Origin of the sequence: Thermophagus sp. OGC60D27 (assembly GCF_052400625.1) — a bacterium.
In the GTDB taxonomy this organism is placed as follows: Bacteria; Bacteroidota; Bacteroidia; order Bacteroidales; family Marinilabiliaceae; genus Thermophagus.
Genome location: NZ_JBQTGH010000001.1, coordinates 512590 through 535242 on the forward strand (window position 1 = coordinate 512590; position 22653 = coordinate 535242).

Annotated in this window: 11 protein-coding genes; 4 read left to right on the forward strand and 7 right to left on the reverse strand. The window is 39.3% G+C overall.

The annotated features are described in order from the left end of the window. Positions 1 to 50 precede the first annotated feature (50 nt). From ACT29H_RS02015 to ACT29H_RS02025, 3 genes are all read right to left on the reverse strand, one after another. A complete protein-coding gene (locus tag ACT29H_RS02015; RefSeq protein ID WP_444819921.1) occupies positions 51 to 3101 on the reverse strand; it encodes a SusC/RagA family TonB-linked outer membrane protein in 3051 nt (1016 codons plus the stop codon). 144 nt (positions 3102 to 3245) lie between these two features. Then, a complete protein-coding gene (locus tag ACT29H_RS02020) occupies positions 3246 to 4688 on the reverse strand; it encodes an Ig-like domain repeat protein (protein WP_444819922.1) in 1443 nt (480 codons plus the stop codon). A gap of 72 nt (positions 4689 to 4760) precedes the next feature. Beyond that, the gene (locus tag ACT29H_RS02025; RefSeq protein WP_444819923.1) at positions 4761 to 6356 is read right to left on the reverse strand and encodes a glycoside hydrolase; all 1596 of its coding nucleotides are present in this window, start codon (positions 6354 to 6356) and stop codon (positions 4761 to 4763) included. Between the two features lie 313 nt (positions 6357 to 6669). Between ACT29H_RS02025 and ACT29H_RS02030 the strand changes: the two genes are divergently transcribed. From ACT29H_RS02030 to ACT29H_RS02045, 4 genes are all read left to right on the forward strand, one after another. Then, on the forward strand, positions 6670 to 10869 hold the full coding sequence (locus ACT29H_RS02030) for a hybrid sensor histidine kinase/response regulator transcription factor (RefSeq protein WP_444819924.1): 4200 nt from the start codon (positions 6670 to 6672) through the stop codon (positions 10867 to 10869). 215 nt (positions 10870 to 11084) lie between these two features. Then, positions 11085 to 11936, forward strand: a complete 852-nt coding sequence (locus tag ACT29H_RS02035; RefSeq protein ID WP_444819925.1) for a DUF4349 domain-containing protein — start codon at positions 11085 to 11087, stop codon at positions 11934 to 11936. Positions 11937 to 12234: 298 nt separating this feature from the next. Further along, positions 12235 to 12609 (forward strand): penicillin-binding transpeptidase domain-containing protein, encoded by a 375-nt coding sequence (locus ACT29H_RS02040; RefSeq protein ID WP_444819926.1) that lies wholly within the window; start codon positions 12235 to 12237, stop codon positions 12607 to 12609. Positions 12610 to 12849: 240 nt separating this feature from the next. Then, on the forward strand, positions 12850 to 13053 hold the full coding sequence (locus tag ACT29H_RS02045; RefSeq protein WP_444819962.1) for a penicillin-binding transpeptidase domain-containing protein: 204 nt from the start codon (positions 12850 to 12852) through the stop codon (positions 13051 to 13053). 495 nt (positions 13054 to 13548) lie between these two features. Here ACT29H_RS02045 and ACT29H_RS02050 read toward each other — a convergent pair whose 3' ends face one another. From ACT29H_RS02050 to ACT29H_RS02065, 4 genes are read right to left on the reverse strand one after another with little or no spacing between them, the layout of a single operon-like run. After that, entirely contained in the window at positions 13549 to 14928 is a 1380-nt protein-coding gene (locus ACT29H_RS02050) for a glycoside hydrolase family 28 protein (protein ID WP_444819927.1), read from the reverse strand. A gap of 38 nt (positions 14929 to 14966) precedes the next feature. Next, positions 14967 to 19001 carry a two-component regulator propeller domain-containing protein gene (locus tag ACT29H_RS02055; protein ID WP_444819928.1) on the reverse strand — a complete coding sequence of 1345 codons (4035 nt, stop codon included), beginning with the start codon at positions 18999 to 19001 and terminating at the stop codon, positions 14967 to 14969. Between the two features lie 59 nt (positions 19002 to 19060). Then, complete coding sequence (locus ACT29H_RS02060; protein WP_444819929.1) at positions 19061 to 20203, reverse strand: acyltransferase family protein; 1143 nt, start codon at positions 20201 to 20203, stop codon at positions 19061 to 19063. 1 nt (position 20204) lies between these two features. Continuing rightward, positions 20205 to 22436 carry an alpha-N-acetylglucosaminidase gene (locus ACT29H_RS02065; RefSeq protein WP_444819930.1) on the reverse strand — a complete coding sequence of 744 codons (2232 nt, stop codon included), beginning with the start codon at positions 22434 to 22436 and terminating at the stop codon, positions 20205 to 20207. Between the last annotated feature and the right edge of the window lie 217 nt (positions 22437 to 22653).

A 22653-nucleotide genomic window follows, 5' to 3' on the forward strand; every position in this document is an offset into this window, starting at 1 on the left:
TATTGTTTTTGTACCGTTACATTATAATCTGACTATCATTCACAATCTCGTCAGAAGGTAATATTAACTCCGAGTAGGTAAGTTGGAAGAACGGGATAAGTCCATCCAGAAAATCCAAAGTTTAAAACATTATCGCCGGACACTTCCGGTTCTACACCATCATAACCGGTAATGGTTAAGATATTTTGTCCGGAAACATAAAAGCGACATTTGGTCAGACCGATACGCTCCAAAACCGGTTGTGGTAAAGAATAACCCAACTGAATATTTTTTAATCTCACAAATGAACCATTCTCCACATAAAAGTCACTGAAACGAGAGAAATTTTGATTCAGGTCGGTATGCGACACCCTGGGGTATTCATTGGAGGTATTTTCTCCATGCCAGGCTTTATCCAATAACCCTGAGATGACGTTATTATCGGAGCTCTCGGTATTGTAGAGATCCCCTTTCACCCAATTCACGATGTCGTTGCCAACGCTGGCATACACATTAGCCACCAGGTCAAAACGGTCATAGGCCAGGCGTACATTGACGCCCCCAGTAAAGTCGGGCCAGGGACTTCCAATCTTGGTGCGGTCTTCCCCGTTTAGTTCCCCATCACCATTCACATCGACAAACCGTATATCGCCGGGTTGCGCATATTCTTGCAGCAAGGCGCCATGTTCATTGGCATGGGCATTTATTTCGAATGGGTTCTGGAAAATACCATCTGTCTTGTAGCCATAAAAATAGCCAGGTTCATCCCCTTCAACAGTTCGCGTATATTCATTATCACCATATACTACCGGGGTAATATCGGGCAGGTCAGTAGCTTCAACGGCTACCGTTGTAAAGGTAACCCCCAGGTCATATTTCAACCGACCAACATGGTTATGATAATTCAAAGCCATCTCCATTCCCTGAGATTTCATGGATCCCACATTGGACCAGATTTTGGCATCGTTGGGATATCCGCTGTAGTTGGGATACGGGAGTTGGAAGATCATGTCTTTGGTCTTCTTTTGGTAATATTCCAACGAACCATCAATGTGGTTACGGAATAATGTGAAATCGGTACCAAGGTTAATATCCTCCACAGTCTCCCATTTGATATCTTCATTTTTCATGCTCGAGGGATAGGTGGTATTCACCAATGAACCTTCTCCCGGACCAAAAACATAATAATCCTGACCGATACTCGAAGTATAAACATTGGAAGGAAGATTCTGGTTACCTAGGCGCCCCCATCCGGCCCGTAATTTCCAATCGTCAATAAAGCTAATACCGCTCATAAAATCTTCATCAGAGATACGCCATGCCACAGAAACAGATGGAAAGGCTGCCCATTTATTGTTGTCCAAAAATTTGGAAGAACCATCAACCCGATAAGTTGCAGTCACATAATAACGATTCAGATAATTATAACTTACCCTTCCCAGGAAAGACTCGATAGAGGTTTCAGAACTATTTCCGTTGACCTCAGGATTTTCGGTTGCAGCATTGATTTCACGCAAGGGATCGCTGTTGTTTGGGATCCCGTCTTTGGTTCCGTTAATATACCTTTCATTCCATTTTTCGAAAGTAGCACCCCCCATGACCGAAGCACTATGTCCGTTGGTTTCGAGGGAATAAGTAAGCGTATTTGTCCAGTTCCAGTAAGAGTTAAAGTTATGGCTTCTATAGACATAATTTATTTCATTTTTCTCATGGGCTCCATCAATTACGAAGTCGGGTTCGAAATCGTCGTCATGAGAGAATTTAAAGTCTCCACTAATCTGAGTTCTGAAAACCAAATCTTTTACCGGTTTTATTTCGGCATAAGCGTTGGCACCCAAAGCGTAGTAACCGCCTTCATCAAACTGACGGGCATCCCGAGCTATGGGATTCCAGACATAAGTGTAATAGGATCTCTGGTAAATACTATATTCATTCAATCCGGCCTGCTCTTCTACAGGACGATATATTGGTGTTATGGGATCAATCAACAAATAATCCTGATACCAGTAAGGGGTATCATCCCAGGCTTCGCGACGGGGATTTACCATGACCCCTGCAGAGATCCAGTCGGCAAATTCCCAATCGGAACTCAGTCGGGCTGTGAATTTCTGCCAGTTTCCCGAATTATAAAACGATTCCTGATCGTAATAATTCAAGCTGACAGCAAACCGGTGTTTCTCATTTCCTCCGGAAGCCTGGAAGCTGAAGTTGCGTTGCGGTGACACTTTGTTCACACCTTCACCCCACCAATCAGTTCCTTCACCGAGGCTTGCAGGATCAGGGAAACGTTCATCCAGTCCGGCATTTTGCAGTGACTGATTCATAATTTCTGCATATTCGGTAGCGTTAGCCATATCGTAAGGTTTTTCAAAAACCTGAAAACCATACGATAAGTCGGCTGAAAACTGAGTTTTCCCTTTTTCTCCTCTCTTGGTAGTAATCAGAACCACCCCGTTTGAGGCGCGGCTACCATAGATGGCTGATGCGGAAGCATCTTTCAGCACTTCAATGCTCTCTATTTCATTAGTGTTTAAAAAATTAAGGTTAGTTCCCATAGGAACACCGTCTACCACATAGAGGGGGTCGGTAGAAAGATTCAGCGAGGTAAAGCCTCGAATCAACACTTTTGGGGAAGCTCCGGGATGCCCGCTTCCGGCAACCACCTGTACCCCTGGTGCCTTCCCTTGCAATGCTTCAACGGGGTTACCCACACTCATGGTTTTCATCTCTTCCCCTTTTACTGAAGTAATGGAACTGGTCAGGTCACTCTTTTTTGCCCGACCATATCCGATAGCTACCACCTCGTCCAAGGCTACCAGAGATTCTTCCATAACGATATTCAAGAAAGTATTACCCTCAACAGGTACTTCCAAATTATTAAATCCGATAAAGCTAAATTGAAGCACATCTGAAGGCGCGGCTTCCACCATAAAATTACCATCCACATCGGTAATCGTACCGGAGGAGGTTCCCTTAATAGCAATTGAAACTCCGGGCAAAGGTTCTCCGTTAGAATCAACCACTATCCCTTTGATTGTTTGTTCCTGCCCCAGTATGGAGGCTGAGAACCAGAAAAATATTGCTAAAAGCCAAATTGACTTAATTATATATTTTCTCATCATATTCTTTTTAATTTTATGTTATGCGAGCGCTGACCAACCAGACAAAAATCTACATAATAACATTACTTTTCATTCTCCCGCATAATCAGTTAAAACCTTTAAATGCTTCCCGGAATTCAAAGAAAGATTCCGGGAAAATTCTATTTACTCTACCGGTACTACTTTAGCCCTGTTAAGGTGACTATCAAAAGTGACTTTATACGTTGTCCGTACGGGAACCGTTAAAGCAACATTATCCCCACCTTTCAAGACTGTTTTTTCGGGATTTTCTTTACTGTCGAATCGCCAGAATGGTTCTGGCCACCAGCCCCATGGATGCTCAGGTTGGAAAATAAACTCCACATCGCCCTCCATATCCAGCGTTTTATAAAATCGGTAGGGATTGTCCGGGTCTCGATCAAATTCAATCGAAGCCCAAGTTGCCCAATTCTGGTCTGGATACTCAGGAAAGCCTTTTCCTACAAGACCAAGTTTCCCGACATACTCTGTTTCGATGTAAGAATCATCATCTGGATATTCCATTTTGGGCTCGAAATACCAATCTTCGGGCTCATACGACTCAACCTCGTAGGAGAGATTTTCCAGGTTGAGGGTTATGCGGTAATACCCCTTTCCATCCAATACGATAGGTAAAGCAGTTTCGGAATCATTGATAAGCTTGGAAGGATCTTCCGGGTCCACCCCGTAACAATGAGGCTTAAAGCTTGTGGTTTGTGGTATAAAACGCACTTTAGTTCCTGGAGCCTCGGAATAATACTTAGCTTCGAAATTATAAGGGGCAGTTTTCGAAATCAACATAGGCACTCCAAATAAATCGGAAGTTAATTCTTCATCGGTTTCCACATCTGCCAGATAAAGCTTATCAAAGTCGTAGGAGGCTTTCACCAAACGACTTTCTCCGACCACATTCCCGGCGCTATCGGCCAGTACAAATTCAAAATTATATTCTCCTATCTCTGCCGGAAGAGTGGCAGTGCTATTGTATTCAAAGCTCAAAGCTCCAGTCCCCATAAAGGAAATACTATCATAGAAATTGATAGAGCTCTCTTTGGCCACAAAATAGCCGAGCTGACGCGAATCACTCAGAAGGGCATAAATTTCAACAGGAATCTCGCCTTCAGGTGCCAGGGTTAATCCGTCGACCGGATTTTGCAGGTCAAGCACAGGAGACACAAAATCACCATCCATATAAACACTCACGGTTTCACTAACCGACCGATCGCCCATGTTATAAACCGTAATCTGAATGGTATGCTCTTGGTCCGCAGCATCCTTAGGCACTTTAAAGTCGTACCATAAATCGTACTCTTTCACCAACGAATCATTAGCTGAAACACGGATATCCCTATCTAAATACCAATCATCAATATTCAAATTGATAGATTTAATCCCTACTTCATCTTTAACGACACCCTCTATCTTGATGGTACGCCCTTGTTCAGAATGAATTTCTGCAGCCTTCAATTCCAATACCGGATCGCTATCAACGCTCCAGGTCTTTTCATTGTTATCATCACACCCCCAATTGATTATTCCCAAAAGGAGTAACGTGGATAACATCATGCAACTAAAAACATTTTTCTTCATAAACCCACATTTTAAATTATGTATTTTTAGCTATTTTAATAAATACAACAACCTATTTCACAATACATTCAATCACTTAAACTTAAGAACAAACGTTTTAACACTTTTGGGTTGGACTACCAAATGGTCTAAACGACTTTTGAAAAATGCCAAGTCATGATCCTCGGAAGTAACATATGTTTTCACTTCTTTTTCAAACATTCCATCTTCCTCAATATAAAGCTCATATTCCTGTTCAGCATAATTAACTGCCACTAATACCATTTCATTGGAAACATTATTCTTATAGGCTGATACCATCAACGAAGTAGCCTCTTCATATATACTTCTATTGTCATCAATATCTACATTCACCCTAACCATTCCGGGACGTACAAATCGTGAATAGTTTCCAAGTGCCCACAACAGTTTAGAATCGTGAAAATGACCGTCATATTTTAGTTTTTCATTATCGGGATGTTGCTGGGATGGAATACCGTTATTCCCGTTATCTATATAGATAAGCCCATCTTTGTAATCACATTGAGTGATGGCGGTCCACCACTGCCAAGAGGTAGCATTGGTAATTGTAAGATCGTAATGGATGACCCGCGCTACATACAGAGCTGTTCCCATCCCCAGATCGCGTCCGTTTCCTTCTTTTATATCGTCGTTTCTTTCTAAGATACAAAATTCACTTTGCCAGAATTCCATATTTGGATTAATCTGGTCGAGACTCTCCCGAACCTTTTTTCTCACATCGATCAGTTTTTCCACAGGCCAGGTAGTGAAATAGCTATGGGCAGAAAATAAGGGAGCGGCATGGCTGAATTGTCCGATGTAGAATGGACTATGAGGATAAAGAAACTCCTTAAACTGGTCCGAGCTACCAATATAATCATCCAATTTCTCATAAAGGAACTTATATTCTGCAGCCTCTCCTAATGCCAGTTGAGTTTTCAAGCCACGTTGTTGCATTTGATGATTAAGCAGGTATGAAAACAAGAAGAGATCTTCATTGGTGGCAGGTGTTCCCTCTTGCGTGGGGTTACTCCAGCTCCATTGTGGTTCATTGAAAGGGCTTAAATAATCAAAGCCTAGTCCTTTCTTCTCAAAGTATTCACACACCTTCACCAAAAAATGTGCGTAATCATCAAGCCTATCATCCTTTATATTCAGAGAAGTTCGACCGGCAGGGGAAAAAGCCTTTCCATTAAGGGTATAATTGACAGGGGCAGAAATGGAAAACGCCATGGTGTTTTCCACTCCATATTGATGAGCTTGTTTTAGGAACCACTGCTGACCCGCATGTTTACTCCAGTCGTAAGTGCCGTCAGCGGTCAAAAAACATTCGGACCGACGCCAGGGATTCACGATGCCACTACTGTCACCCTGCTCCAAACTTCCTGCTCCAAGATAAAAGCGCCACATTGACAGACCTATTCCCAAAGGATTCCCTTTCTTATCCAACTCCTTACTAAACAACCACTCGGTCATCTGCTGCTTTTTGCTCTCGGGCCAGTATTGGCCTATAAACTGACACCGCCAGGCATCCGAGGCCCCAAATGAATGTATAACCTGAAATTCTTGATTCGGTTCAATCTTTAATAATACTTTATTTTGTACTTGACCAAAGACTCCCAGATATGGCCAAGCCAAAATCACCAACATTAATAAAACTCTTTGCATGAATTGAATTGTTAAATTTTAAACAACACCATCAAAATAAGTTAATATCCATTCTCTTTATCCTTGTTTTTTATTCATATATCTTTGATTTTTATTCGCCACTCCAAATAAAGCATCATTTACAACATTTTTTATCCATCTGATTTAATGTCTCTTACACAACTACACAAAATATCATTCATATATTTTCGTACATTTGACCAATATATAAGGGACAAAAAAGAAATTTTAACAATTACTTAGGTGTTATTCGATCTAGGAAAGAATCATGTAGATTAGTTTACTTCTATGGATAAATGGTTAGACAATACCAATGTTTATACATAAATCAACCATCCATATAGAAACACACGTAAATAATATGAGTGTTACCGGTAACAAATTAAAAGTCTCAGGTCTGTTATTCATTGCCCTATTAGTAGTTTTCCAGAACCTTCTATTGGCAGAAAAGATGCAGGACAATTACGTTATTGATGTCATCAGTAGTAATCAGGGACTACCCTCCGACGATGTTAGAGATGTTTTTCAGGATTCCAAAGGTTTTATCTGGTTCTGCACGACTGAAGGCCTCATCCGCTATGACGGATATGTTCTCAAAACTTATTCCATCGCCTTGCATCACAACCGAGGGCTGATCACCAACTCGTTCAATGCCATAGATGAGGATTCCGAAGGTTATTTATGGTGTGCCACTGATCGGGGGGTTGCACGCTTAGATCAGCAAAAGGAAACATTTACCTTTTATAATACGAAATCACCGGCCCCATATACACTATCCTACGATGTAATTAACACCCTTGCTGTAGATAAACACAACAAAATTTGGATCGGCAGCTCAGGCGACGGAGTTGATGTATTGGATCCTCTTTCGGGTATCATAGGCAGGTACAGCACTGCACAAAAAGAAACGGGCATAAACTCTGACTGGATAACCCATATTTACAGGGATGACCAAGACAATATTTGGATTGGATCGTGGCAAGGATCACTGACACTGATAGATCATACCAGAACCTTTGTCAAATCGTGGACAAAATCAGATATACCGTTCGAAATCAACCATTTTTCTCCCTTCTCCATGACCCAAAGTGGAACGAACGAGTACTGGCTAGGCCTATGGGGGGATGGTGTAATTTATTTCTCTCTAAAAAAAGATTCCTTGGTGATAAAAAAGCAATTGCTGCTCAGTCAATCGGATATGTCTTCTACAGATAATATTATTTTTGATCTGACCTTTGACAAAGACAGCAATCTATGGATAGGATCACCAAACGGACTATCACGGGTAAAAAATCCAAAACAACCCAACCCCACTTTCCTGACATTTAACACTGAAAGCAATCACCACAGGATTTCTCACAATGAAGCTTTCACCATTCTTTGTGATGCATCAGGACTGATATGGTCAGGCACTTCAGGTGGGGGCATTAACAAAATTGACAATAAAATCAAACTATTTAACACTTTCTACATCTACGATTTACTCTCTCCACAAGGATCCCAGTCGGTGACCTCCATTACAAAAACCCCTGAAGGACATTTGCTCATTGGAGTTAAAAGTCAAGGGTTTGGTCTTTACAATCTACAAGATCAATCTTTTACCCGTTTCAATCAAATGCCTGGTTTTAAAGAGCTCCCCAATGAACTCAATACAGTAAACTGTTTTCTTTGGGATTCCAAAGGTAATCTTTGGCTTGGGACCCGCTACTTGGGCCTCATTAAAGTAAATCCTCAAACCGGGGAATATCTCATCATCAACAAAAACAATCCTCAATACAATTTCCCTTCGCGCGAGATTTCGGATATTCAGGAAGATCCCTTTGGTCACATATGGATAGGCTCCGAAAACGGATTATATAAAATCGTTCCTTCGAGCCCTGAAAGTTTTCGTCATTTCATTATTGTCAGATATGCCTCGGAAGAGGATAATCTCAAATCTCTTAGCAGCAACCGCATATCCAAAATTCTTCTTAATCACCGGGGTGAGCTATGGGTGGCCACCTTCGATGGAGGGCTTAATCACTCTAAATCAAACATAAAAAAACACTACCCTTTGCTCTTTGAACAGTTTCAGGCAGCACAAAAAGAGAAAAATGGCTTGATAACGGATCATATCCTAACTCTCTTCGAAGATGCCGCCAATCACCTATGGGTGGGATCCGGTGGAGGTGGACTCTTTAAATGGGATGACGAAGATCAGAAGTTCACCTCATTTGCCTCTCATGTGGCCGGAGATATTATTTATGCCATTAAGCAAGATGATGAGAATAATCTATGGGTGGGCACCAATCGAGGTTTAACAAAGATGACCTTCACAAAAGATTCCGTTCGTTCGAATTATTTCCTTAAGGAAAATGGTTTACAAGGAAATATATTTAACAAAGGAGCCGCCTTTAAAGACGAACGTGGTTTTCTGTATTTTGGAGGGAATCATGGTTTCAACTGTTTTAATCCACAAAACATTAATCCGGACAGCTTTATTCCGCCAGTAGTAGTCACCGATGTAAAGGTGATGAACAAAACGGTTTCCGGCAACACGACACCTGATCACCCTCTCATCTTGAACCATCTGAAAAACAGTTTCTCGGTAACCTTTGCCGCACTCTCGTTTTCGCAACCCGAAAACAATAAATATGCGGTACGACTTGAAGGGCTGGAAGAGGGTTGGAGAATCTTGGATGCCAAAATGCGAACACTTAACTATGCCAACCTAAAACCGGGAAATTACACACTCCAGATTAAAGGTTCTAACAGCCAAGGACACTGGAATCCAGTCGCCGAATTACTCTTTATTAAAGTAAGACCGGCACCATATAAAACCGGGTGGGCCTTTACCGCCTATGCACTCATCTTCGGAGGTTTTATTCTTTTGATTTTTCGTATGGAACGTAATAACCAAAGGGTGAAACAGGCCCTGAAAATGGAACATCTGGAAAGACAAAAGTCAGAAAAACTTAACCAATTCAAACAAAGCCTATTTGCTAATATCTCTCATGAATTTCTCACACCTCTGAGTATCCTTTCATTTCTGATTGAAGACTGGAAAAGCACTCGCAAAGTCCCACAAAATAAAGATCTTACTTTGGCCGAAAGAAACATCAATCGGCTCAACCGACTCAACCGACAATTTTTGTACTATAGCAAATCTGAAATGGAACAACTGCCGCTCTATGTCAACAGCGGAAATCTCAACCAATTTACACAAAATATTTGCGACAACTTTATTCCCCTGGCACGAAAAAAACAGATTGATTTCCAATGCAAAATCAACTGTCCCGAATCCAATCTGTGGTTTGATCAGGAAAAACTCGACATCATTCTTTACAACTTATTGTCCAACGCGTTTAAGAATACCCCTCAGGAAGGAACCATAACATTGCATTTGTCTCTAAAAAGATCGGGCCACCAAACGCTTGCTTGCTTCCAGGTTGAAGATACAGGACGAGGTATTCCGCATCATCTACAAACCAAAATCTTCGACCGTTATCAGTCGGTTGACAGCAGCGCCAAAAAGTCGGAAGGTTTTGGGATCGGCCTTGCCCTCACCAAGGCCATGGTTGAAACCCACAAAGGAACCATTCATCTGAAAAGCCAGCCAGGCAAAGGCACCACCATATCTTTCTCTCTGCCCGTCAACAAAAAAGCTTTCCTCAGGTCAGAGATCATAGAAAACAATGAAAACCAAACCTCCGTCACATTTATGGAACCGGAAGAGGTGGAGGAAGAAACACTTCTGCGCATCAAGAACCTTCAACAGTCCTTCGACAACAAACCGGTAGTCCTTATTGTAGAAGATAATGCCGATTTTCGCAAGCTTTTGAAAAGTAGCCTTGAAACCTTTTTCACCGTTATTGAAGCCCCCAACGGAATAATTGGATACGAAACCGCCCTCAACAAAAAACCGAACCTCATCATAACAGATATGCTCATGCCCACTATGACCGGCGTTGAACTGTGCCGTAAAATCAAAAAAAATGAAGCTACGGCAACGATGAACGTCATCCTGCTCACCGCGAAAACATCAGAAGAAGAACGTGCTGAAGCATACCGCGCAGGAGCTGACAGCTATATCACCAAGCCCTTTAATCTGAACACTCTGCTGGCACGTATTGAAGCGTTATTGGAGAAACAAAAACGGACCCTATCAATGCTGAAAAAGTTCGACCATAACGGCGACAAAGAGCAAAACGACTTTATGGCCCATGCCAGACAAATTATTGAAGAGAATCTCTCCAATCCCGACTTTTCGGTAAAAATGCTCGCCGTTAAATTGTCCATGAGCAATTCTATGCTCTATCGTAAAACCTCAGAATTCCTCAACATCAACCCCAACACCTTTATTCGAAAAATGAAAATGATGAGAGCCTCAGAAATGCTCGAAGAAAATAACCTTTCCATTTCGGAAATCGCCTACCGGTGCGGATTCAAAGATGTTAGCTATTTCGGAACTTCCTTTAAAAAAGAATTTGGAATGACTCCGTCACAGTATCAGAAGAAAAAGGGGGGTAAGTAAGAAGAGAATCTAAGAATATTATTTACCCCCATAAACAAAAATCACAAACGGACTAATTCCAATTATACAGATTGGGTTAGCTCCACCCCCGATGAGTTTGGTTGGCATATATTTTTTTTAAACTTGAAAAGAAGAAAAATAATATGGCTTGTCCATACTACCGTTAAAACATAAAAGAGCTTAGAAATATATTTTGACGATAAAAACCTCATTTCATGAAAAATTCAATTTTTATTCTATTTGTTGCATTTCTCACAACTTCCTGTCACCAGAACCAATCTGACCATGCCGGATTTATTGCCGATGAAATATTGACAGAAGAAGAAATATTTCCGGCAATAAGACAAGACCTTGTTGCCCCGCCACCGCCTCCGTTATCTCCAATTGAAACAACAAAGGAGGTAATTAAAAAGAAAATCATTAAAGACGGACGTTTGGGTGTGGAAGTACAGGAATTGGAACGGACAAAAACACATGTGGATTCTTTAGTCGAAAGATTCGAAGGATATTACGCAAGCGAACGTTTAAATAACACAGAAAGAGAAATATCTTACAACCTGAAGATTAGGATCCCAAGCCATTACTTTGAAAAATTCATTGCTCAAGTTGAAGAAGGGAACGGAGAAATAAAATATAAAGAAATTGATGCAAGAGATGTTACGGAAGAATTTATTGATTTAGAAACCAGACTCGCGAACAAAAAAAATTATCTTAAAAAATACAATGAATTACTGACAAAAGCCAAGACGGTTAAAGACATCCTCGAAATTGAAGACAAAATCCGCAAAATTGAAGAAGAGATCGAAAGCACCACTGGGCGACTTGAGTACTTGAATGACCTGATAGATTACAGCACCCTGCACCTGGAAATTTCAAAACCTAAAGATTTCAAATACCAACCTGTAAAACGCGATAAATTTACTAACCGATTCATACATGCCATAGCTAATGGATGGTTCGGATTCATAGATTTTATTGTATTCCTGGTAAAAATTTGGCCATTTTGGATATTAATGGCATTGACCATTTACGCATGGAAAAAATTTAGATTGAGAAAAAAAGAATAATAAAATATCCGACGGTTGCACATTAAGCCACAGCCCACCAATCATCATCCCGCCAAATGAACTTACTGATAAAGATAGGGACTGACGATTCAGGGCCGGGCATTAACTCTGTGGAAACCAACCAAGGAATCAATTTGAGGACGGAGATATAACATTTTGAGCATACCAGGACTCGATAAATTTTCCAAAACACTATGAAATATATTTTTCTAACAATAGAATTTGGAATAATTTTCCAAACCGATATTCACAAAATGTGATTACAAAAAACTTCGAACCGATCTTTAAAAAATATGGGATGAATGGATGTTTTGTTATTTACAATCAGAATGATAACGAATACATCAAATACAATTCAGAACCAGGTGCTTCAGAAGATATACCTGCATCAACGATTAAAATAACCAATTCATTGATTGCATTGGAAGAAAGGGTCGGTAACGAAACAAACCAAATAATCGAGTGGGATGAGATGGTGAAGCCACAGAAACAATGGAATCAGGATCAGAATTTAAAACAGCAGTTTAACATTCCGCATTTGGGTTTTTATCAATATTGCAGAGCAATTTGGCATAAATATCAGGATAATATTGATACCATTAACTCGGAACGACCCGCCAGCGCAATTTTGGTTGGCCGGACCATTTCACCTAAGTGCAAACCGGCAAATTGATTTTTTGAAAAAATTCTACAATTATCAATTACCTAAAATATCTCGAAGATCTATTAACATTGTTAAACCCGAAAAATGCATTAGAAAATCTATTACGAATTAAAATTGCTGCCAATCAAGTCGCAAGCTAACTTGTTTCCATTCAACATAGCGGGGCTATGCCTCATTTCAACCAGTTCTTGATGGATTGCACTTTTAATTCTCACGACGAAGTTATAATGCATTATTCGGGTTTAAGACATTCTTGTTTCGGACCAAAACCGTAATGATAAATTAAGTGGCAAAACAGGTTGTGGAATTTTATCCGATACACATTATCTTATGTGGTTTGTTGGGTATCTGGAAAAAGATGATAAGCCCTATTTTTTTGCCATGAACTATGAAACTGATGACGTTAACAAAACGAGTCATGCACGATATATTATAACGAAAGAGATTCTATGAGAGTTGAAGTTAATTGATTAAACAAACAATCAGTTTTAACTGAATGCCCTAACCCGGCATTTTAAAGACAATACACTGACAACCATTTGTCCATAATGTTTCAATATGCCCCACTTTAATTATAGTTTCCCAACAACCTACAAAAAAGATTAAATAGTTAGTAAATCCATTTAGGGAGTTGATTGCCGGCAAAATCGGTATAAATCTCACCGGCAGGATCGTGATGCAGCACGGCAAATGGTCTGTCTGCTAACGCTGGTTGATTTAGGTGCAAACAAAACTGAGAATTCCTAAAAGAAAAATATTTGACAGACTGTTCCCATTACACATCCTTACAAACTTATCAAAAGATAGATTGAATTAAGAACTCAAAAATTTGAGAGAAAACACATTTTCCGTGCTTCACAGACAGACCATTTTACCAACAAACTTTAAATATACTAGTGCCATCAATCCAAACAGGTTAACGGTTTATAATTAAACGTTTGGATACGTTTATCGATGCACCAACTCGCCCATATTTAAAGGCGGATTTGCCCCAAGACGAATATCACAGTCACGAACCAAAACATCATTCGCGTTATCAATAAAAAAAGCAGAAGTTTTTGCTTTGACCAACCCTTCTCCTTCGCAAGGTCTGCGATCATAAATTCCACCTTCATAAGCTGTAACTCTATTTAAAACAACAGAAACACCATCAAACAAAATATGGTTGATTTTGTCCGGTGATTCTGCACTCACATAGATTCCATTTTCGGAACGACATTGAATGTTCCTAAATGTTATGTCATTCACTTGCCCAACAAATCCTTCCGTGGCTCCTTCCGGAAATCTCCAACCGGCATCTTTATGATCAATATTTGCTCTACGATAGGCCGTTATATATATGGGTTCCGATTTCCCCCACCATACATCACTAAAAAACCGACTTTCAACAATGATATTTGAAAACAGCACATTTTGCACCACACCCTCATCTCGGTTTTGAATACCTATACCTCTGTTACTTTCAAGGATCGTACAATTGTTCACAGTTACATTTTGAATGGTATCCATATTTTCCGATCCAATTTTGAAGGCGCACGAGCGCGAGCTCATTAGACAATTGGTAACAACTATATTTTCACACCCTCCATACTCTTTGAATTCTCTTCTGTTTTTTAAACAAATACTATCATCACCACTTTTAATATTGCAATTACTAATACGGATGTTCTTGCTATGATCTAAATCTATCCCATCACTATTCCGGATTTTCAAACTATTATCAATAGTAACTCCATTAATAACGCCATCGTCACATCCAATCAAATGAACAGTCCAATAAGCAGAATTCCTGAAGGTGACATTCTCAATCCGTATTTTATGTACATTTACAAGGGTCAATACATGTGGACGGGGATCCTTAACCTCAAAGGGCAAAAGCTCATAGGAATCTTCCAACTCTTCCCCCATGAATTTAATGCCATTTCCGTCAATAATACCTAGGCCTGTAATGGCTACGTCATGGAGGTTTTCTCCACCAATCCAGACTGTTCCTTCTCCTTGATTTTCACGAAAAGCACTCTTGACATAGACTGAAGTATCTGGATTTGCCAGTAATGTGCCACCCGCTTCTACATGCAGTTCCATTTCAGAGACTAAGTCAAATGGTCCGGACAGGAACACGCCATTTCCGGGAATTATCACTTTACCCCCGCCCGACCGGGCACAGGCATCAATCGCTTTTTTTATGGCAACTGCATTATCGGTTACACCATCAGCGACGGCACCATAGTCAACGATATTAAACAATTTTTCAGTATTTGTCCCCACCTTACAACTCACCATTAACACCAAAAAAAACAGACTTAAAACAGATTTAAAATTCTTCATATAGCTTAACTACTTTTATGGGATATTTATCAATCATTTCACAATAAATCACTTGGCGGAAATCCAAATTGTTTTTTAAAACATCTACTGAAATAATAGGGATCGTTAAAGCCCACCATGTCGGAAACTTCAGAAACATTATTTCGTCCCGAACGAAGTAACTGAACCGCCTTTTTCAACCTTAAGGTTCTAATAAATTCATTTGGAGACAGGTCCGTCAACTCTTTGACTTTCCGATAAAGGCTTGAAGAACTAATTCCCAGGGTAGAACACAAAAATTTGCTGGTCAAGTTCTCTTCCCTTAAATTGCTGTTGATAATTGAAGTCAATTTATTCAAAAACTCCTCATCAACCGGAGAGTGAGTTAACAGATCAACAGAACTTTCAATATCACCGGAGAAGGTTTTTTTAAGCCTCGAGCGAGTCTCCACAATATTCTGAATACGGCTATTTAAAAGAGATGGATCAAACGGCTTGGTTAAATAGTCATCAGCACCTAATTTATATCCTTTTATTTGGTTTTCACTATTGCTAAGTGCCGTTAATAAAATAACCGGAATATGACTTATTCGCTCGTCATTTTTTAGTGTTCTGCATAATTCAAAGCCATCCATGACCGGCATCATTACATCGGCGATACAAATAATTGGTTTTATCTGTCGGCAAATTTGCAGCCCTGTTTCTCCGTTGTCAGCTTTATAAACCCTGTAATTTTCTGACAAACAATCAGCAATATAATCTCGTAACTCCTGATTATCATCTATGATTAAAACTTTCTCTTTAAATTCGGTAGAGCCACTTTTTTTCTCAACCTTTTGGTCCAAAGGCGGCATTGATTTTACAGGCACTTTTTCATAATCAAAGATCTCATTCTCATCATAAAACTCCTTATCAATGGGAATTTCAAGGGTAAACACACTCCCTTTCCCTGGAGTACTATGTAATTGTATATCGGATTTATGAACTTTAATCAATGATTTCACCAACGATAAACCGATTCCGGTACCAGTATGTTCTTCTTTACTGCTTTCAACCTGAAAAAATCGTGTAAATATTTTTTTTTGACTTTCTTCAGGAATTCCAATCCCATCATCCTTAACCTCAACAATTAGTTTTTTTACTCCTCTTTCAGTGTTTTTGAGGCCCAGAAACAGACTCACATTCCCATATTTTTGCGTAAACTTTAGCGCATTGGACAATAGATTACACAATATCTTGTCATATTTATCTGTGTCAATCCAACCTGAAATCTCATCATATTCACAGTTGAAATGATAATTAATAGACTTTTCTTTGGCCAATCCCTCAAATGAAAGAAAAATAGTTTGTGTAATTGTAATAACATCAGTTTTAGAAACTTTAAGTTTCAGCTCTCCATTCTGCGCTTTTCTGAAATCCAGAAGCTGATTGACCAGATTAAACAACCGATTGGAGTTCTGAAGAATTAGTTGCACCCGGCTTTTCTGAAAATCTGTGGTTAATCCATCTTCGGCCAACTGTTTGGCGGGGCCAATAATTAAAGAAATCGGCGTTCTAAATTCATGGGAAATATTAGTAAAAAAGCGTAATTTTTCCTCATTCAGTTTCTCTTCCCTTTCACGGTGAACTTTCTCCACCAACAACGCATGCTTTAACATCCAGCTTTTTCTCAACTGCCTATAAACAAAATAGATTACCCCTATCAGAATGAGAAAAATCAGTATGATGGCTTTAGGGGTCAACCAAAAAGGAGGATGAATTTTTATTTCATAAGTGGACAGCTCACTCCAATATCCACTGCTATTTGCAGCCCTTATTTTAAAAGTATATTCTTGGGGATATAGATTGGTGTATTGAACCGTTGTTGAATTTCCATCCACAGTGATCCATTCTTCGTCGAATCCCTCAAGCATATACTCATATTTATTCAAACGGGAATTTGCATATGATGGAGAAGAAAAGGATAATGAAAAATTCCTGTTCACATATTCCAGCTCCAGAAGACGTGAATAATTAATATTTTCATCCAAAACAACCTGTCCTTTAATCTGCTCCCCCGGCAACACCATTTTATTCTGAACCTTTACTTCAGTAATAAATGGAGGGTCAGACCTCAAATTTTCCTTAAGACCGTTAATTGTAAAATATATGATCTCATCTTTACCCGTAATATAAACAACCGAATCCTTATATAACAAAAAACCTTTATTACTAAAAACATCCAGTCTATTACCACTTCCAACATCATATGTTTTCAGGCTATTATCATGAGGATTAAATCGCCCAACCTGTCCATTGTTAAAGTTTAACCACAAGAGGCCATCTTTACCTTTTACAATATCGGTAATCCAGTTTTCACGCAATTCACTGGGCCTTTTTACATGCATAAAGTCATCAATGGTTTCTTGATAAAAGTTTAGGCCCATCCGAGTTGCCACCCAGACAGTCCCCGAATCATCAATGCAAACAGCCTTTGCACTGTTACTCGTTAGCCCTTCAATTTCACCATCTTTTGAAACATAAACCTTGGATTGATTATTTTCCGGATTAAAAGTTATCACGCCATTTTCCGTAGCAATCCATATTAGACCATCATTGGAAACGGTCACCTGGTTAATCGCAATATTGGGAAACTTCCGCTGAAGCGTATAATCCAAACTAAAACCGTGAGGCTTTAGAATAACAGCACCACTGCCATGAGAGCCCATTATTATATGACCGTTGGCCAATTTTTTAAACGCAAAAACAGGAACGGGCTTAAACCCAACATCCAATAGCTTAGAAGTATTCTTAATATAATTGTAAACAACCACTTTACCTGACCATAAACCACAATAAAAAATCTTGCCATCCGGTGTGTAAATACCAGACACGTCATTATTAACAATCTTAATTTTTTTAAACTGATTATTCTCCTTTATAAACAATCCACTATTGTGAGTCGCCACAATTAATTTATCGTCATACGTTTTGGCATAATCTGAAATCCGCGGAATCCGCCCATCAACGATTAAAGAAAATGAATTAATGGTTTTAAACTGATTTCTAAAGGGATCATATTTATCTAACCCATTATCGGTTCCGATCCAGAGTAGTCCAGAATTGTCAAAATAGAGCGCAGAGATGGAATTATCAACCAATGATGTTTTTTCCGATTGTTTGGTGTAATACCATTGAAAATCACCCTCCGAAATATCTTCCAATCTATTACAAACGACGATACCACCAATGGTGCCTAACCAGTATTTTCCATCCGGGGCTCGGGCAATACACGTAAAATAGGGACCTATGGTTTCCCGAAATATTGAATCATGGATTGGTTGCAGCTCAAAAATATCATCTTGCTTATTCCATTTAAAAAGGCCTTCTCGAGTTCCCACAAACAAATCAGACTTATAATCCTGACAAATAAAATAGATATACGGATTAACAACATTCAGTTCCCGCACCGACAAATCATAAGACTGAATATTAAGAATTTCGCCATTATCACCCAACGTTATCTTCGAAATTCCGCCAGTTTCAAAACTCCCAATCCATATATGACCATTTAAATCGTCAAAAATCGATTTGATGTACAAAGATTCGTCCAGAGGCACCCTTAAAAACGTTCTGTTTTTTTCATCCAAAATACACAATCCATGATCTTTGGTGCCAACCCATATCCTTTTAAATTTATCAATATATATCGATCTAATTTCGGAATCGGGTATGGAGTTAGGATCATCTTTTTCATGTAGAAATGTAGTAAACTGATGGGTTTTTAAATTAAATTTAGTGAGTCCACCTCGTGTTCCAATCCACATTACGTCCGAATCTTGGTCCAGAATTAAGGCGGTAATATCATCATCCTGGATTCCATTTCTCGATTTTGAGTTACTCAAATAAGGGGTAAAACGATGTCCATCGAAGCTATTCAGCCCTTTAAATGTTCCTAACCAAAGCAATCCAAATTTATCCTGAACGATATGACGTACAGAATTATGCGAAAGACCATTTTCCCTACTATAATGCTCCAGCTTAAAATCTTCCGCATAAAGACTTGTTGAGAACAAAACTGAGAATATAAAAAAAATGCAAACTATTACTCTCATAGAACTTAATTTGATTGGAAATCCAATCTAAAATTATGGAATATAAATCAAACCATTGACTATATTTTAATATATATGTGCCTTTTATGCAGCACCAAACCCAACATCCAACAAATTAACATATAAACGATTGCGGTTAGTAGTGAACCCAATGCACCAGGTGTTATAGTTTGAAAAATCCTTTCACTGACCCATTCAAATATATTTAACCCATTTCTAGCAGGAATCAGACATAAGGTGACAAAAAACAATTCGGAAAACAGGTAAATAAACAAAGAATTTTTGCCAAACACATCGAAAAACACAATTCCTTTTCTGATTTTCTTAATCTCAAGTATATATATCAGAACAGCCATAATCGATAAATCCAGGCCCACAGTGTAAAGCACGAAAGAACTTGTCCATAATTTTTTGCTAATTGGAAAAACTAAATTCCACCATACTGCCAATGCGGTCAATGCAAATCCAACCATTAAAAGTTTTGCAACGCCTTCAAAAGATTTGCCCTTCCGTTGTATAAATACTCCGGCCATATAGCCCATTACAACATTCACGATGGAAGGTAATGTGCTCAACAATCCTTCCGGATCAAAGGGGATACAATCTTTTTTATAAATATGCCCCAACCCCAAAATCGATAAATCAAACTTTGACGCGGCATTGGTAGCCATCTCATATTCCACCCCGGGATCTCCAAAAAAATACAGAATACCCCAATAACCAAAAAGAATCCCAATACAAAAAATGATAACAGCTCTTTTGGATAGATAAAAGATAAGTATTGATGCGAAAAAATAACAAAGAGCTATCCGCTGAAGCACTCCCATTATTCTGGTTTCAGAAATAGGCTTCAGAATCAAATCGCCACCTTCTCCAAGCTTAAAAAAAGGAAACCAATACATTAAGTATCCCAACAAAAAAATAACGATAGTTCTCTTAAGAATCTTAAGCCACAACCCCCTAGCTGTAGCAAGCTTCATTTTTCGCATGGAAAAACTCATTGAATTTCCCACTGCAAACAGAAAGGAAGGAAAAACCAAATCGGCCAAGGTAAATCCAATCCATGGAGCATGGATTAAAAATCCATAAATTTCAGCTCCTGTTCCCGGGGTATTGACCAGAATCATTAAGGCTATAGTCAGCCCTCGAAACACATCCAACGAAAGAAAACGCTCCTGCTTGTTGATTATAATTCCCTCCATATTAATAATTGTAATCTATTTGAGGTTGCATATTGGTTAAAGGAATTATCTTATCCCTATATTTCTTATACAATTCAACAACTATTTCAGCTGAGTTACCCTGAGGATTAACGGGAAATTCTTTCTTTGACAACACCCATTGCCATTCCCATTGCTTTATATTTTCGTCGAAGTCATTTTGATCAAAATGCCCCCAATGAGTTCGAACCTGATCAAAAAACTGCTCCCATCGAGGTTTATAAAAATCACTTAACAGTCCGCTCCATTGGCGGTTACTATATTCGTGCAAACGGTTATTGGCGTCGCCCCATAATGTTATCAAATTACGGGCGTTTTGCTCATACAACTCTTTTTCTCCGGGCGTAAAACCGCACTTACGAGCATCGGCAAGCCATGGCCCCAGCAAAAAATCCTTACGGGTGCCCAGCAACCGATCCATATCATCAATCAGTGCAATAAACGCCTTACTATATTGTTCAAATTTGGCCTTATCATCATTTTTATAAGCCAGCGAAATCTGTTGTTGTAAGGGCAATGCATAATTGGCTAAAACCTGCCGGGTAACATCCACTAAATCGTATAGAAATCCATCATATTGTTCACACCTAGCAATCGATCTGACAAACAAATCCCACGATGGCAGCAAATCTGCAGGTGCATAGTTTAATTTGGTACGGGCCCATCTTCTATATCCATCAAAAGTTGGTCGGGAAACAATAATGGATTCAGCCCCGTCTCTGATTGTTTTCCCATTATATACCGTTTGAACCAAGATATTCCATGCCTCCTCCAATTCCTGAGTGGTTGTTCCGTATCGGTTTTTAATGTACCTCTTTAACCATGCATCAAGATCAATCGGCGTATCGCGCCATGTATTGTCGGTCATTAATTCATATAAAACCGGATTCTGCTCAATGGCTTCCATGGTTAATCCAATCCCCTTCATTTGTCCGGAATTTTCATCACGTAAGGCTTTTGCAGGATTATGGGCCACATTCTCAATACGGCCGAACATACTTATATTTCCGCCAAAGTTGTGCAACATATTCCAGATCCAATGTTTCCCATAAAACGCTTCCGTTCTTTTCCAAACAGGTTCAATTTCTGCCGCTAAATCGAGAATGATCATCCGGTCATCAGGGATAGCACCAAGCAATCCTCTGATTTGTGGCGATTTCCAGAAATCGCGATGACTATAAAACAACCAACCCTGCATAACCCAGACAGCTTCCGGGTCGGCTGACGTCATACCTTCAAATATTTTCTTACTTAACTGTGATAAATATTCTGGATCATCTGTAGGAGGTGCATTCTCATTAAAGGTGTCGGCCGAATAAAGATGATCCGTTCCGTAAACCTGCGTTTGCAGTTCAAGGAATTTTCGGCCAATTTCAGCAAACAAGGGATCTTCAGCATCCAGAATAAACGTATCGTCAAAGCCGTTGCCCCAATTGGTTTTTTTGAGGTTTGCATCGGGAAAATACTTCTTAAAAGATGCAGGCACATGCCCCGTAAATGCAGGTAATACAGGTTTAATTCCCAATTCACGCTCACGTTGAACTATTTTTTGCTGTAGATCTCTATGACTTTCTTTCCAACTCTTTGGGAGAGGACCGCCCCAACCATCCAAATTTCCCATCCAAAACCAGGAAAAATAGGCCGGCCCACTAAAAAATGGATCTAAATCCTCTTTTTTAAAGCCATATGATTGATACACCTGATTCCAGATATATTCCTGCCCGGTAATGGACAGCGACATATTTATTCCGTGCAAGGCCATCCAGTCGATCTCTTTCTCCCAACGCTCCCAATCCCACCAACTCATGCTGTAATTAAAGGTACAATAATTAAGATAGTAACGGTATTCATAAGGACTTTCTTTACGAATCCTTGCCTCAATAACAGGTAGTTTTTCAGGCAAATTCAGATTCGTTCCGTTCCACGTTATCTGGCAATGACAATATTCTTTTAAATAATAATACAACGCCGAGGCAATGGAAACGCCACTGTTTCCCCGCAATACAATTTGGTCTTTTTGAGAGGATATCTCGAACCAATCAAGTGTATCAGTGTCTTCTATTTCAACAAGGAACTGGTCAGCATGCTCTGAAATAACGCGACGAATCAACTCATATGAAGATTTTTCATTCTCATCATGTTCTGGTTGAGTTGAGCAACCAACCAGAACATAACAGATAAAAAACATTATTAAATGATAAAATATTGATCTCATTGGTTTCTCATTTTTCTATTAGATGAAGATTCAATCATATGATTTACTACATCTTTTAGAACACAAGGTGTCGAAGAATCTTCTCCTTCAATTTTGATGCTTTCTAATTCCCTATTAGGAGCATCATCAAAAAAATATAACGCCCGTTATTTATCTTCCTCATGTATCAAATAATGTTTTTATACACTATTATTCGCCTACCAACCAAGCTCCCCGG

What these genes read in the sequence shown, in the direction of transcription:
- ACT29H_RS02050 (WP_444819927.1), bottom strand. Translation starts at nt 14,928, where the DNA reads ATGAAGAATTTTAAATCTGTTTTAAGTCTGTTTTTTTTGGTGTTAATG.
- ACT29H_RS02020 (WP_444819922.1), bottom strand. Translation starts at nt 4,688, where the DNA reads ATGAAGAAAAATGTTTTTAGTTGCATGATGTTATCCACGTTACTCCTT.
- ACT29H_RS02055 (WP_444819928.1), bottom strand. Translation starts at nt 19,001, where the DNA reads ATGAGAGTAATAGTTTGCATTTTTTTTATATTCTCAGTTTTGTTCTCA.
- ACT29H_RS02030 (WP_444819924.1), top strand. Translation starts at nt 6,670, where the DNA reads ATGTTTATACATAAATCAACCATCCATATAGAAACACACGTAAATAAT.
- ACT29H_RS02035 (WP_444819925.1), top strand. Translation starts at nt 11,085, where the DNA reads ATGAAAAATTCAATTTTTATTCTATTTGTTGCATTTCTCACAACTTCC.
- ACT29H_RS02065 (WP_444819930.1), bottom strand. Translation starts at nt 22,436, where the DNA reads ATGAGATCAATATTTTATCATTTAATAATGTTTTTTATCTGTTATGTT.
- ACT29H_RS02025 (WP_444819923.1), bottom strand. Translation starts at nt 6,356, where the DNA reads ATGCAAAGAGTTTTATTAATGTTGGTGATTTTGGCTTGGCCATATCTG.
- ACT29H_RS02040 (WP_444819926.1), top strand. Translation starts at nt 12,235, where the DNA reads ATGAATGGATGTTTTGTTATTTACAATCAGAATGATAACGAATACATC.
- ACT29H_RS02060 (WP_444819929.1), bottom strand. Translation starts at nt 20,203, where the DNA reads ATGGAGGGAATTATAATCAACAAGCAGGAGCGTTTTCTTTCGTTGGAT.
- ACT29H_RS02015 (WP_444819921.1), bottom strand. Translation starts at nt 3,101, where the DNA reads ATGATGAGAAAATATATAATTAAGTCAATTTGGCTTTTAGCAATATTT.